This window comes from Vibrio sp. AND4 (genome assembly GCF_000171815.1).
Classification (GTDB): Bacteria; Pseudomonadota; Gammaproteobacteria; order Enterobacterales; family Vibrionaceae; genus Vibrio.
In genome coordinates, this window is the sequence record NZ_ABGR01000043.1 from 1 (window position 1) to 12,742 (window position 12,742).

General features: G+C 46.7%; 11 protein-coding genes and 5 tRNA genes. 8 read left to right on the top strand and 8 right to left on the bottom strand.

Going from position 1 to position 12,742, the window contains the following annotated elements; genetic code table 11:
* The first annotated feature begins 137 nt into the window (after positions 1–137).
* The 5 genes from AND4_RS17480 to AND4_RS17500 all read left to right on the top strand — a co-directional run bounded on the left by AND4_RS17480 (position 138) and on the right by AND4_RS17500 (position 957).
* Positions 138–222 (top strand) — tRNA-Tyr (locus AND4_RS17480).
* 99 nt (positions 223–321) lie between these two features.
* Positions 322–406 (top strand) — tRNA-Tyr (locus AND4_RS17485).
* A gap of 99 nt (positions 407–505) precedes the next feature.
* Positions 506–590: transfer RNA gene (locus tag AND4_RS17490), tRNA-Tyr, on the top strand.
* A 98-nt stretch (positions 591–688) separates the two neighbouring features.
* A tRNA-Tyr gene (locus AND4_RS17495) sits at positions 689–773 on the top strand.
* 99 nt (positions 774–872) lie between these two features.
* Positions 873–957: transfer RNA gene (locus AND4_RS17500), tRNA-Tyr, on the top strand.
* 442 nt (positions 958–1,399) lie between these two features.
* Here the strand turns inward: AND4_RS17500 and AND4_RS17505 are convergent.
* Positions 1,400–2,266, bottom strand: a complete 867-nt coding sequence (locus AND4_RS17505) for a Tim44 domain-containing protein (RefSeq protein ID WP_009844319.1) — start codon at positions 2,264–2,266, stop codon at positions 1,400–1,402.
* Positions 2,267–2,522: 256 nt separating this feature from the next.
* Between AND4_RS17505 and AND4_RS17510 the strand changes: the two genes are divergently transcribed.
* The 3 genes from AND4_RS17510 (at position 2,523) to AND4_RS17520 (ending at position 6,076) form a co-directional block, all read left to right on the top strand.
* Positions 2,523–3,113 carry a TetR-like C-terminal domain-containing protein gene (locus AND4_RS17510; protein WP_009844320.1) on the top strand — a complete coding sequence of 197 codons (591 nt, stop codon included), beginning with the start codon at positions 2,523–2,525 and terminating at the stop codon, positions 3,111–3,113.
* A 13-nt stretch (positions 3,114–3,126) separates the two neighbouring features.
* Positions 3,127–5,001 carry an MFS transporter gene (locus AND4_RS17515; protein ID WP_009844321.1) on the top strand — a complete coding sequence of 625 codons (1,875 nt, stop codon included), beginning with the start codon at positions 3,127–3,129 and terminating at the stop codon, positions 4,999–5,001.
* 169 nt (positions 5,002–5,170) lie between these two features.
* Complete coding sequence (locus AND4_RS17520; RefSeq protein ID WP_009844322.1) at positions 5,171–6,076, top strand: putative sulfate exporter family transporter; 906 nt, start codon at positions 5,171–5,173, stop codon at positions 6,074–6,076.
* On the opposite strand, the gene AND4_RS17525 is transcribed toward AND4_RS17520, so the two are convergent.
* From AND4_RS17525 to AND4_RS17555, 7 genes are all read right to left on the bottom strand, one after another.
* Positions 6,062–6,262: a hypothetical protein gene (locus tag AND4_RS17525; RefSeq protein ID WP_009844323.1), complete on the bottom strand. Its 201-nt coding sequence runs from the start codon at positions 6,260–6,262 to the stop codon at positions 6,062–6,064. The genes AND4_RS17520 and AND4_RS17525 overlap by 15 nt on opposite strands.
* Positions 6,263–6,458: 196 nt before the next feature.
* The gene (menE, locus tag AND4_RS17530) at positions 6,459–7,889 is read right to left on the bottom strand and encodes an o-succinylbenzoate--CoA ligase (protein WP_009844324.1); all 1,431 of its coding nucleotides are present in this window, start codon (positions 7,887–7,889) and stop codon (positions 6,459–6,461) included.
* A complete protein-coding gene (menC, locus tag AND4_RS17535; RefSeq protein ID WP_009844325.1) occupies positions 7,874–8,863 on the bottom strand; it encodes an o-succinylbenzoate synthase in 990 nt (329 codons plus the stop codon). Before menC ends, menE begins: the two co-directional genes overlap by 16 nt.
* 131 nt (positions 8,864–8,994) lie before the next feature.
* The gene (gene menB, locus AND4_RS17540; RefSeq protein ID WP_043991855.1) at positions 8,995–9,861 is read right to left on the bottom strand and encodes a 1,4-dihydroxy-2-naphthoyl-CoA synthase; all 867 of its coding nucleotides are present in this window, start codon (positions 9,859–9,861) and stop codon (positions 8,995–8,997) included.
* Between the two features lie 26 nt (positions 9,862–9,887).
* Complete coding sequence (menH, locus tag AND4_RS17545) at positions 9,888–10,682, bottom strand: 2-succinyl-6-hydroxy-2,4-cyclohexadiene-1-carboxylate synthase (protein WP_009844328.1); 795 nt, start codon at positions 10,680–10,682, stop codon at positions 9,888–9,890.
* Complete coding sequence (menD, locus tag AND4_RS17550) at positions 10,669–12,387, bottom strand: 2-succinyl-5-enolpyruvyl-6-hydroxy-3-cyclohexene-1-carboxylic-acid synthase (RefSeq protein WP_009844329.1); 1,719 nt, start codon at positions 12,385–12,387, stop codon at positions 10,669–10,671. The genes menH and menD overlap by 14 nt, the downstream gene beginning before the upstream one ends.
* Positions 12,384–12,742 (bottom strand): chorismate-binding protein (locus tag AND4_RS17555; protein WP_009844330.1); only part of this gene is annotated, 359 nt, incomplete at its 5' end. The genes menD and AND4_RS17555, both read right to left, overlap by 4 nt.

Sequence of the window (12,742 nt, forward strand, 5' to 3'; positions counted from 1 at the left end):
AAAGGCAGCATTCGACGTGAAAACGTAAGAAAAACGCTTTACAGCCGGAGCGAGTTTGCTATGATTCGCACCGAACTTGAGAGATGTGTTGGGAAAACAATTCTTAAGTATACTCTTTGAAGTATAAAAAACACCCTGGAGGGGTTCCCGAGTGGCCAAAGGGAGCAGACTGTAAATCTGCCGGCACTGCCTTCGATGGTTCGAATCCGTCCCCCTCCACCATATTCTTTCTTATGTTTTTCCTTTAAACATGAGAATAACTTGAAAGTCAGGTTGGGAAACTCACTTTTAAGTGTACTCTTTGAAGTATGAAAACACCCTGGAGGGGTTCCCGAGTGGCCAAAGGGAGCAGACTGTAAATCTGCCGGCACTGCCTTCGATGGTTCGAATCCGTCCCCCTCCACCATATTCTTCTTGTGTTTCTCCTTTAAACATAAGAATAGCTTGGAAGTCAGGTTGGGAAACTCACTTTTAAGCATACTCTTTGAAGTATAAAAAATACCCTGGAGGGGTTCCCGAGTGGCCAAAGGGAGCAGACTGTAAATCTGCCGGCACTGCCTTCGATGGTTCGAATCCGTCCCCCTCCACCATATTCTTTCTTGTGTTTCTCCTTTAAACATAAGAATAGCTTGGAAGTCAGGTTGGGAAACTCACTTTTAAGTATACTCTTTGAAGTATAAAATACCCTGGAGGGGTTCCCGAGTGGCCAAAGGGAGCAGACTGTAAATCTGCCGGCACTGCCTTCGATGGTTCGAATCCGTCCCCCTCCACCATATTCTTTCTTATGTTTTTCCTTTAAACATGAGAATAGCTTGAAAGTCAGGTTGGGAAACTCACTTTTAAGTATACTCTTTGAAGTATAAAAACACCCTGGAGGGGTTCCCGAGTGGCCAAAGGGAGCAGACTGTAAATCTGCCGGCACTGCCTTCGATGGTTCGAATCCGTCCCCCTCCACCATATTGAAAAGCCAGCTCATTGAGCTGGCTTTTTTCGTTCTATACCGCTCCCTTTTAATTTAACCCGCAGTTAAATACCTATCGAAGTAGGTAAATCCCTACTCTAGCTTGCTATCCCCTTCAATAACATCATTTAACGTTCTGCTTTATTCCGGCTTATCGAAGGTTTTCGTCTTACTCTCAAACGTTTGTACTGCATTCACCCTGAACACTTATTGTCGTTGGTATGAGTCAAACTTATTCAGCCACTCAAGTCGGTCTTCTGACCTTCATTGTTTATGACTGGTGTTATGGCTAACGGCGAGATTTACAGGGCTTCTACCACTACGTTTAACTTTCGTTGTTCTTCATATATCGAGTTGTCTGAACCTTCTGATCTTCAGACATAAAAAATCCCGCTCTAGAGCGAGATTTTTGAAGACTAAATTGAAAGCTAGTGGTGATTAACCTTGAATACCAACAATCAACCAAGGTGCATTAGGCACCGTTAGGTCTCGCTCTAAGTGCCAGATATCTTGGATATCTTCTTCTACGCCTTCTACTGAATCACGGTAACGACCGCTAAACTGTAGGCTAAGCTGCGCTTTATTTGCATCGTAGTCTGCACGAACGATTTCGGCATCAACATACATAACATCAGTGTGTTGCTCACCATCTAACTTCGCACGTTCTGCTTTCAAGTCGTCAAACAGGCTTGGTGAGACGTATTCTTCAATTGTGTGCAGTTGGTTGTGGTTCCACGCACCTTGCAAAGTTCGGTAGTGCTCACGAGAACCGTTAACAAAGGCAGCTTGGTCAAAACCCGGTGGGTAATTGTGAGGGATATCAGTTTTGCTGCCAAAACCACCTGTACCAGCGCTGTTTGGCTGTTGTTCGAAGTTCTGCATGTTTGGTTGCTCGAACTTAGAAGCGTTGCCACCAAATGCTGGCTGCTGACGATGCTGATTCATAGTGCCCTGCTTTGCACCTAGCATGCCACGCATCAGTTTGAAGATAACAAACGCAATCAAACCCATGATCAGGATATCCATGAACTGGATACCTTCGAATGCACCACCGAAGAATGCGGCCAATAGACCACCAGCAAGAAGACCACCAAGTAGTCCCCCCATCAAACCTTTTTTGCTTGACGACTTGGTACTTTTTTCTTTACCAATGGTGTTTGTATTTTGTTGCTGCTGTTTAGGAGCCGGAGCCGTTTTATAACTCTTACCGAAAGACTTACCACCGCCAAACTTCTTCGCTTCTGCGATAGGCGTCAAAGCGACGGTAAACATCAGTAGGGCGGCAATCGAAAATAGACGTTTCATCGTTATCCTTAAAATTGACGATAAGTATTTGATTATGCTTCTCAACATCACAATGACTAAGCATGTCATATTAGTAGCATGTTAATTATGATACCTAGCCATCATACTCCGTCAGATACAACAATGAAACCGCCCTTACCGCAAGACATGTATCAGAATATTGCCAACCTATGGGTTTGTGTCTTATTTGCGTTATTGACGCTTAATCGGTAGCTGACTATCATATTGAACGTTGTTCAATATTTAATTTTAAGTTATGGCGCGCAGAAACGATCACACCAGAGAAGAGTTAATCAACTTAACACTTTCTACAGTCAAAGACTTTTTAGACGAGAATTCTTACCACGAGCTCAGCCTGCGTAAGATTGCGAACATGATTGGTTACGTACCAAGCACGCTTGTCAATATCTTTGGCAACTACAACCTACTACTCTTACATGCTGTTGCACAAACTCTTGATGAACTGCAGCAAGAGGCCACCGCCGCGACAAAACAGAGTAAGGATGCCCATCAAGCCCTATCTGAGCTGGCCTACTGTTACCACGACTTTGCTCAAAAGCACCCACATCGCTGGCAGCTGGTCTTTGAGCACAACATGAATGGTGCTGAGCTACCAGAATGGCATGCAAAACGCATCGATGGCATGACAGGTATGTTGGAGTCTCTGCTCGCGCAAATCGCACCACACCGTACCGAATCTGAAGTACTGCAAGCAAGTCGCGTGTTGTGGTCTGGGGTGCACGGAATCACGCTTTTAAGCGTCGATGATAAGTTTTTTTCTAGCGAACCCATTGATGGTAAAGAGCTCATAGATAACTTGATTTCAAACTACCTGATCAGCTGGTAATAAAGGATTATTCATGTCATCAGACAGCCAGTCGTCTTTGCTTACACAACGAAAGTTCCTTCCCTATTTTGTCACTCAGTTTTTTGGTGCTTTCAACGACAACATATTCAAAAACGTACTGCTGCTGTTTGTGGCCTTTACTGGTTCCTGTGCATTGCCAATTTCTAGCAACCTGTTTATCAACCTAGCCGCAGGCTTATTCATTCTGCCGTTTTTTTTATTCTCCGCATCCGCTGGGGTGCTCGCAGACAAGTATGAGAAATCGTGGTTTATCCGCAAAGTGAAGCTATTTGAGATAGGCATCATGTTACTTGGGGCGATTGGCTTTATCACGGAAAGCTATGGCGTACTCCTTTTGCTTCTGTTTTTAATGGGTACTCAGTCTGCTTTTTTTGGCCCAGTAAAATATGCACTGCTACCCCAGCAACTCAATCAAAAAGAATTGGTGCCGGGCAACGCCTTAGTTGAAGCCGGTACTTTTATTGCTATTTTAGTCGGCACGCTGGGTGCTGGTCTTATCGCATCCGCAGACAATGCCAAATATCTTGCTGCTTTATGCGTTGTTATCTTCGCCGTTCTGGGCTACCTCTCAAGCCGTGCGATTCCATTTGCCAAAGCGGGCGCACCAGAGATTCAATTTAAGTGGCAGCCATACAAGCAAACCAAACGCACGCTTGCGATTGCAAAATCTGATCGCACCGTCTTCCAATGTATCATGGCAATTAGCTGGTTCTGGTTCTTAGGTGCCGCTTATTTAACTCAATTCCCCAACTTCACCAAGGTCTACTTGAACGGCACCGAGAGTGCGGTCTCTTTCCTGCTTGCACTTTTCTCGGTAGGTATTGCTGTCGGCTCTATGGCCTGTAATTGGTTGTCAAATCATCGCATTGAAGTAGGCATAGTGCCGATTGGCGCTTTAGGGATAACCATTTTCGGCTTCTTAATGGCGACATCGATTCCGACGGACTTACCTCTATTTCATACTTTGACCGAATTCGTCAGCCATGACACGCTCTGGCCTCTGTTCTGCTATCTGCTGATGATTGGTATTTCGGGTGGTTTATTTATCGTCCCGCTTTACGCCCTAATGCAACACCGAGCAAGAGCGACTGAACGCGCACAAGTCATTGCAGGCTTGAATATCTTCAACTCACTATTTATGGTCGGCAGTGCCATTCTTGGTATTGTCTGCTTGAGCGTGATCGAGATGAGCATCCCTCACCTATTCGCGCTTCTGGCAATACTCAACTTACTCGTTGCTGCCTATATATTCCTCCAAATTCCAATCTTCTTCGTCCGCTTTGTCATGTGGGTGGTCACTCACACCATCTACCGAGTAAAACACAAAAACCTACACCATCTTCCGGAACAAGGCGGTGCGCTGATCGTTTGCAATCATGTCAGTTATATGGACTCTTTATTGTTAAGTGCAGTCTGCCCTCGCCTGATTCGATTTGTAATGGAAGAGGACTACGCCAACCTTCCTCTTTTACGGCGATTTCTTCGCCGAGCTGGCGTCATTCCTATCTCAGCAACCAACCGAACCTCGATTCGACGTGCATTCAATGAGGTAGAAAAAGCGCTGGATGAAGGGCACATTGTCTGTATATTCCCAGAAGGGAGGTTAACCTCTGATGGTGAGATGAATGAGTTTATGCGCGGTATCGATATCATCCTTCGCCGTAGCCCAGTCCCCGTTATCCCAATGGCACTAAAAGGTTTGTGGGGCAGCTATTTCAGCCGCGCAAAAGGTCGCGCATGTAAAGGGCTACCAACGCGTTTCTGGTCTAAGTTAGAAATCGAAGCAGGCACGCCTGTCGAACCAAAACAAGCCAGTGCACAAGCCATGTTTGAAAAAGTACGAGCGCTTCGCGGTGGCTGGCGCTAGATTCAAGCTTAATGGTTTCAAAATTCTCAACATGGCGGATATATGTTTAGTTCTACTGAACCTACATTCAATTTATTCTACTTTCTGCCCTCAAGCGTTGCTGTATACTTTACGCTTTAGCTCATAACGACGAACAACACCCTTGAATACAAAGAATATTCCTTTTGGATTGGCACTTCTGTTTTGTTTGACTCCTTTTGTGTCTTCTCCTATTGCTCTCGTAATTGGTTTTCTACTGGCGAGTTTCAACCTAGTGCCAAGCGAATTTCCTATCGCCTCTTTCACCAAGTCGCTCCTGTCCTATTCAATTATTGGCTTGGGTTTCGGCATTCATTTTGAGCAAGCCCTCGCCGTCACCTCTGACGGTATTGGCCTTATCATCGCCACTATTATGGGCACGCTCGTGATTGGCATGATGATCGCAAAAGCCATTAAGCTAGAGCGCACCACGGCATACTTAATCGCCTCGGGTACAGCAATTTGTGGTGGTAGCGCGATTGCCGCTGTTGCCCCAGCCATCAAGGCCAAAGATGAACAAATTGGGTTAGCACTCGCGACCGTTTTCGTTCTGAACTCACTGGCGTTGTTTATCTTTCCTGTGATTGGTCACGCGCTCGGTTTGGACCAACACACCTTCGGAACCTGGGCTGCAATTGCAATTCATGATACGTCGTCGGTTGTGGGGGCAGCTTCTGCTTACGGTGAACAAGCACTGACCACAGCAACAACATTAAAGCTTGCTCGTGCGCTTTGGATCATTCCTGTCGCACTGATTAGTGCCGTTATATTTTCTCGCGGCAACGGAGAAGATGGTAAAAGCAAGTTAGTGATTCCTTACTTCATTTTCTGGTACTGCGCAGCAATTGCATTCAGCGATTTCTTCCCGCAATTGGAAGTGGTGTATCAAGGCATCTTTACCATTGCTAAGCAGGCCCTTGTGGTTTGTCTGTTCTTGATTGGCTGCAGTATTTCCGTATCCAAGCTTAAGTCAGCAGGCGCAAAACCTCTGATGTTTGGCGTGACGCTATGGATATTGATTTCAACCACCTCACTGGCTTGGCTACTTTTCAGCTAAGCCTTGATTGATTTTATTTGGCTGGATTGGCTCTGATTTTTGCGTATTTTTGCTTTTGTGTACCAACACCAAAGCAATCGTGACCAGAAAGGCAGTTAGTTCAGCCAAAGAGCGCATTAAGCCCTCGGTGCTAACAGCAACACCGATTTGTAATAACACCACTGCAGTTAACGCTAATTTGATCATCCTGAACCTTATGCTCTATTCCTTAACCTTTGAGCACAATTATGATTCAGAGTTATAAAGATACGAAATTCCCTTTTCGACTAATTCATCGCAAAATCAACTATCCTAATATCCAAGTAACCCTGAGATGCTTGGTTCAGCGAGAATGACGTGGTTTTCAGACGTGGTGTCGATGTAAAGGCCTAGTGGTTCTAAATCAAAAATCGATATTGTTTTGTACTTTTGTCAGCCAATCTTTCACTGCTTTGCGGGAGACTTTAATCCCCCCACCTAACAACGTTTGAGGCATCGCGTAATACCTGATCGGCCATTTGAACTTCTCCAGTTGATTTTTTAGAAATTGATCGTATTGCACTTTACTCAGTAAGGTATCCGTTTGAATCACCGCCACTGGCCTATGCCCAAATTCCGCATCTTCTACTGGCACAACAATGCTCTGAGATACACCTTCCAATTGATTGAGCACGGCCTCAATCTCTTCACAGTGAACGTTCTCACCACCGGAGATAAATTGGTTATCGGCTCGACCAATGATCTTGAGCTCGTTGCCTCGCCACTCACCGAGATCCTTGCTGTCAAACCAACCGCTTTCGTTCAATAGAGGAGTGACATCGCCTTGGTTGAAATAGCCCACTGCTAGCGTTTGTCCACCGATATAGATACGTTGACCCACCAGCTTAATAGCGCGATTTGGCAATAGATGCCCAGCGTTACTGATGCCATCGATTCGCTTCGCGGTCACAGTTGAAGCGGCTTCTGTCATGCCATACCCTAGCCAGGTATCAATGCCTTTTTGTGATGCTCTCAATGCGAGTTCATGCGCGACGTGGCTACCGCCCAGCAAAACATGTGTGAGAGACGCCTCGGCTTCATCATCCAGTAAACGCTTTAGCTGCGTCGCAACTAAAGAGGCGTGAGAGACGCCAACAATGTCTTGGGTAAGATTCCCGCTCCCGATCTTAAGCGTCGCTCCAGCAAATAGCCAACGATAGACAATTGCCAAGCCAGACACATGATATAGCGGCAAGGAAAGCAGCCATGTATCTTGTGGTTTAAATTGGAACTCTTTCAATAAGCCTTGAGCTGAAGCAAGATGCTGACGATGAGTATGCGCGACCGCTTTGGGTGTGCCCGTTGAACCAGAAGTAAAGACGATAGACGCTAACGTATCATGAGAATAACCTTCACTAGGCGTGCTGCCATGAGCATGCTCGGTGGGTATAGATAACGCGGTGAGACCAAGTGCTGGTAACCGCGACTCAGAGTAAGCACTAACTACACCATCAGCAAACCACACAAAACGTTGCTGATTTGGCTTGTACAACGTTGTCAATTTACTAGCAAGAGCATCAAAAGGCTGCGGCATGGCCAACGCCGCGACTGCCCCTATTTGCTGCGCAGCAAGATAAAACCACAGGGTTTCGACTTGGTTTTTACCGACAAGCATCACCACGTCCCCACTGACGACACCTTGCTGTTGCAAAGAGTAAACGTACTGATCAACATGCGCCACTAATTGTTGCCAGTTGAATGATGTGTTGCTTGTCTCAAGCGCAATAGAAAAAGGGCTCACCTGAGCCCAATATTTCCATGGTGAAACCGTCATGTTATCTATGCACAATGCCACACTAACTCCTGCTCTGAGAGCGGAACAATTGGAAGTTCACACGTCGGCCAGCCCTGTTCTAGCTGCGCTTTAAACAAGCCAATCGTATCTAATCCAGGGATCTCATTCGGAAGCAGCCACTGTGCTAAACGCGCAAGTTGAATAAGGCCAAAGCTTGATTCAATGCTTGAACTGATCACTGCTTTAATGCCCAGTGTCTTCGCCTTCTCAATCAGTTTAATACAAAAATCAACCGAGCCGATCAAAGTGGGTTTTATGATGATATATTTCACTCCCGTCAGGTCTTCTAAACTGAAGTCTTCACGTCGAGCAGCATCCTGTAGTGTTTCATCCCAAGCAATAGCGATGCCAGTGTTAATAGCGAAAGATAAGCTATCGCCCGGAGAGCGACATGGCTCTTCTATGAAGGTGATACGTTGGCGTAATGATGGAGAGATGTACTTCGCAAACTGCTGTGCTTTTTCTGGGGTCCATGAGCGGTTTGCATCAAGACGCAGCGTTAATTGGGGGATCGACTCAAGGAATAAGTTCACTAACATACCATCGCGGATCGGTTCGTATAGACCCACTTTGACCTTCGCAACTTTCTCGCCTTCCATTTCGTTCAGTTTAGGGATCAAGTCATCGGGATCGCCGGTACATAAAGGGGCAACTTGGTATTGGCCTTGTGCAGGTAAAGCGTCGGTAAGCTCCAATTTAGCCATCGATAACCCAAATGCGACCGATGGATACATGTTGTTGTAATCCAAGGGTAAGCGCGCTACCCAACGCTCTGCTTGCGCTTGCAGTTGTATGCCAGCTTCTTCAGTGCCCTCTATGCTAAAACCAACCAGCGGAGCCACTTCACCACGACCGACTTTATCGCCTTCAGCCAATTCAACGATGTAACCTATGCGTTCCGTCAGCTTGTTATCTCGCAGTATTACGCCACTGTCCATTGGTAGACAGTAACGATAAATCTTCGCTTTACGCATAATTTAGAATCCTATGTATTACCATAAATTCTGAGCTTTTTAGCAAGAAAACCCGCTAGTCTCCCAGAGGGCAAGACGCTCAGGACGAAAAACGAAACAGAGGAGAACCGCCGCACCTCTTGTTCGCCGGATTAGGGGTTGCGAGGGAACTTGTCAAAGTCCGGACGACGTTTCTCATTAAATGCGTTACGACCTTCTTGGCCTTCGTCCGTCATGTAGAACATCATGGTCGCGTTGCCCGCAAGTTCTTGCAGACCCGCTTGACCATCACAGTCTGCGTTCAATGCCGCTTTCAAACAACGCAGTGCCATTGGGCTGTGTTGGAGAACTTCACGACACCAACGAACGGTTTCTTTCTCTAGATCCGCTAGTGGTACGACGGTGTTTACTAGGCCCATGTCTACCGCTTCTTGAGCGTTGTAGAAACGACATAGGAACCAAATTTCGCGAGCTTTCTTTTGGCCGACGATACGAGCCATGTAAGAGGCGCCCCAGCCACCATCAAAAGAGCCTACTTTAGGGCCAGTTTGACCAAATTGAGCGTTGTCAGCAGCAATCGTGAGGTCACACATCATGTGCAGTACGTGACCACCGCCCACAGCCCAGCCAGCTACGGATGCAATCACTGGTTTTGGACAGGTACGAATATCACGTTGGAAGTCTAATACGTTTAGGTGATGCGTACCTTGGTCATCTTTATAGCCGCCGTAGTCACCACGAATCTTCTGATCACCGCCAGAACAGAATGCGTCTTCACCAAGACCTGTCAAAATGATTACGCCAACCCCAGAGTCATAACGTGCGTCAGATAACGCATCAATCATCTCCTTCACCGTCTGAGGGCGGAACGCATTACGCACTTGTGGGCGTGCAATCGTAATTTTTGCGATACCATCTTCTGACTTGTGGTAATGGATATCCTCGTATTTGTCGCCGCAATCTTTCCACTGAGCCGGAGCGTAAAGTTCTTCTTCAGAAATGCCTACTGTTTTAGCCATGGTGATTCCCATCGTTCTCGTTGCACTCACCCAAAGTGAGAATGAATTATTTGATCAACTTGTCTCGCAAATCGAAGTGGTTGCTCTTGGTGGACATTGTGTCCAGCACCCTCGATTTGTCGATATGCCAGCCCGCTTGTCTCAGCAAGCTGACTAAACTTTTTATCTTTTTCGCCGCAAAGGTAATACAGCGGAACCTGTTGTCGCCGCAGTGCAGGCAACAGGTAAGATTGCTTCGCCAATGATGTCGCAACTAGCATGTCCGCAACCGCTGGGCCAAGATTAGCACTTCGTTTCGTCACCAATGTTTGTTTTTGCTCATGGTTTAGTGAAGAAAAGATCAATTGTTGGTACCAATCATTCAAAACACAGGCAAGTGGCTCAGTTTTAAAACGCTTTGCCCAATGTAAATCATTATCGAGTCGTGCTTGCCTTTCTGACTCGCTTTGTAGCCCAAAATTTCCTCCCTCAACAATGGCTCCGCGGATATTGAGTTCCGGAAAACATCGGCTGGCAAGACCGTGCATAACAACACGACCGCCCATTGAGTAACCAATCAGAATAAGCGGTTGTTGTGAAGGAAGTAATAAAGATAGTTCGGAATTGAGTAATTTGCAGCAATCATTCAAATTGCTGCAAGAAATCACTTGGCTTTTTCCATGACCGGGCAAGTCAACCGTCACTCGGTCATACTGAGGCAGAGCATTTAAGCACTGTTGCCAATCCTTACCACTACCAAGTAAACCGTGCAAAAAAACCAGGGTAGGCAAAGTCCTACCTTGATGCTTTGCCGCTGCCGGGAAATAGTCAGAATAGAGCATGCAAATTTTTACTAAAGGACTTGAGATGCTCGATAGCTTGGCAAGGTGGTGTTTGCACCTCGACCACTAATGCACCTTTTCCTTGCGCAAAGTGTTCAGAAACCAGAGATTGGTATTCCGCGAGTGTGTCGGGTTTACGATACTGCAAACCAAACTGATTCGCGGCATGTTCAAACTCATAACCGTGAGGCATTTGATAGAAGGCCTCACGATGCTCCGGAGGCACAGGCAATAAGTCAAAAATCGCTCCGCCATCGTTGTTGGTGATCACTAACACCGCAGGTAACTTGCTATGAGTAAACAACGCCAATGAGTTCAAGCCATACAAAGCTGAAGTATCACCAATAAACATCAACATTGGGTTGTTACGCGCGCGTTGTACGCCACTCGCAGTAGCAAACACCCCATCAATGCCTGATGCTCCACGGTTAGTGAACACTTCTGTGTTGTCTAGCTTACCAAACATGTCAATCAGTCGGACAAACAGACTGTTGCCAACGAACAGATCCACACCTTGAGCACGCTCGGCGAGATCAATAGCCAATGCAATTTCGCTCAGTTCACTTCTAGGATCGGAGACAAACAGACCTTTGGCATGCTGGGTGACCTGTTTAATGTCCGCAGCCAACTCATCGGCCCAACCAGCATACTCTGATGAGAAATGAGACGTTCGCTCAACCCAATCACTTGGTTGCTCCACCCAATGCCATTGCGGTAGATGGCTCTGGTTATCACGCTCTAACCGAGGAGAAACGAACCAATATTGCGTATCTCCTCCCTGTTGATTGCGAGATACGTGCTTATCTAGCCATTGATTAAAACGTTTGGAAATGATGCGACTACCAAACTGAACAATCAAATCGCAACCATCCAACTGTTTAGCTAATCTAGGATTTTGCAGCCACAAATCAAAGTGTGCCCAATCTGAACTCAAACCACTTTGTGGGTCAGCCAGTACCGGCCATCCCATTTGTTTCGCAAAGGCTCGAGCAGCTTGCGCTTGAATCAATGGCAGGCTGCCGATCACCACAAGTCCTTTGTTATCACCGCAACTTGGGATAGCGCTGTTGGTTTTCGGGTTAAAACGCTGACAATACGTCACTTTACTTTCCCGCCAGCCTGCGACGGTATCAAGGTAACCCTGATAGACACTCTTTTGGGTGTCAGAGTACAAAGGCTCAGGGAACGCACAATTGATATGGACCGCACTGCCTCTTAAGCGCTGCGTAAACATCACTTCATCAACAGAGCTCAGCAACCAGTTTAGTGGTGTAGACAACGTCGGGCTCGGTAAATTCAAACTGTCTGATACGTGCGCCGAAAAGATTCCCAATTGATTGATGGCTTGGTTTGCGCCACAACCGACCAACTCGATAGGCCGATCTGCCGTCAGTATAACCAGCTTCTCACCAGTGAGTTTCGCTTCTGCAATCGCTGGCAACAAGTTCGCCACGGCAGTACCCGATGTAACAATCACGGCAACAGGCTCTTTACTCGCTTTGGCAAGGCCCAGAGCCATAAAACCTAAGCCACGCTCATCAAAGTGAGTGTGAATGGTGAAGTTGGGGTGCTCCGCTGCTTCTACCGTTAGAGGGGTTGAACGGGATCCGGGCGCAATACAGACGTGATTGACACCAAAACGGTTCAGTTCTGTCAGGATGGTTTCGGACCAGATACGATTCAATACCGCTTGATCAATACTCATGACGCAACCCCGAGTGGCGGAAGGTCTGAAATAAGAGAAAGTAACGTCGACATTTTTTTATCTAACTCGGCCCATTCATGCTCAGCAATGGAACCTGGAACAATACCCGCGCCAGCAAACAGTTGTAATTGGTCGTTTAGAACCAACGCACTTCTGATTGCGACGCAAAACTCCGCACGTTCATGGCTAATGTATCCCATTGAACCCGCATACCAACCGCGAGCAAACGGCTCGTTATTCAAAATAAACTGCATCGACTCTGTACGCGGTAACCCCGCAACTGCGGCGGTTGGCTGTAATGTAGCAAGCAGTTGTACCCCATTAATACCCGGTTTCAGCTCCGCATTGATACTGC

Bases quoted from the DNA above. Each gene is read 5' to 3' on its own strand.
- AND4_RS17505 (WP_009844319.1), bottom strand. From the start codon at position 2,266: ATGAAACGTCTATTTTCGATTGCCGCCCTACTGATGTTTACCGTCGCT.
- menB (WP_043991855.1), bottom strand. From the start codon at position 9,861: ATGGCTAAAACAGTAGGCATTTCTGAAGAAGAACTTTACGCTCCGGCT.
- menH (WP_009844328.1), bottom strand. From the start codon at position 10,682: ATGCTCTATTCTGACTATTTCCCGGCAGCGGCAAAGCATCAAGGTAGG.
- AND4_RS17510 (WP_009844320.1), top strand. From the start codon at position 2,523: ATGGCGCGCAGAAACGATCACACCAGAGAAGAGTTAATCAACTTAACA.
- AND4_RS17525 (WP_009844323.1), bottom strand. From the start codon at position 6,262: ATGATCAAATTAGCGTTAACTGCAGTGGTGTTATTACAAATCGGTGTT.
- menC (WP_009844325.1), bottom strand. From the start codon at position 8,863: ATGCGTAAAGCGAAGATTTATCGTTACTGTCTACCAATGGACAGTGGC.
- menD (WP_009844329.1), bottom strand. From the start codon at position 12,387: ATGAGTATTGATCAAGCGGTATTGAATCGTATCTGGTCCGAAACCATC.
- AND4_RS17515 (WP_009844321.1), top strand. From the start codon at position 3,127: ATGTCATCAGACAGCCAGTCGTCTTTGCTTACACAACGAAAGTTCCTT.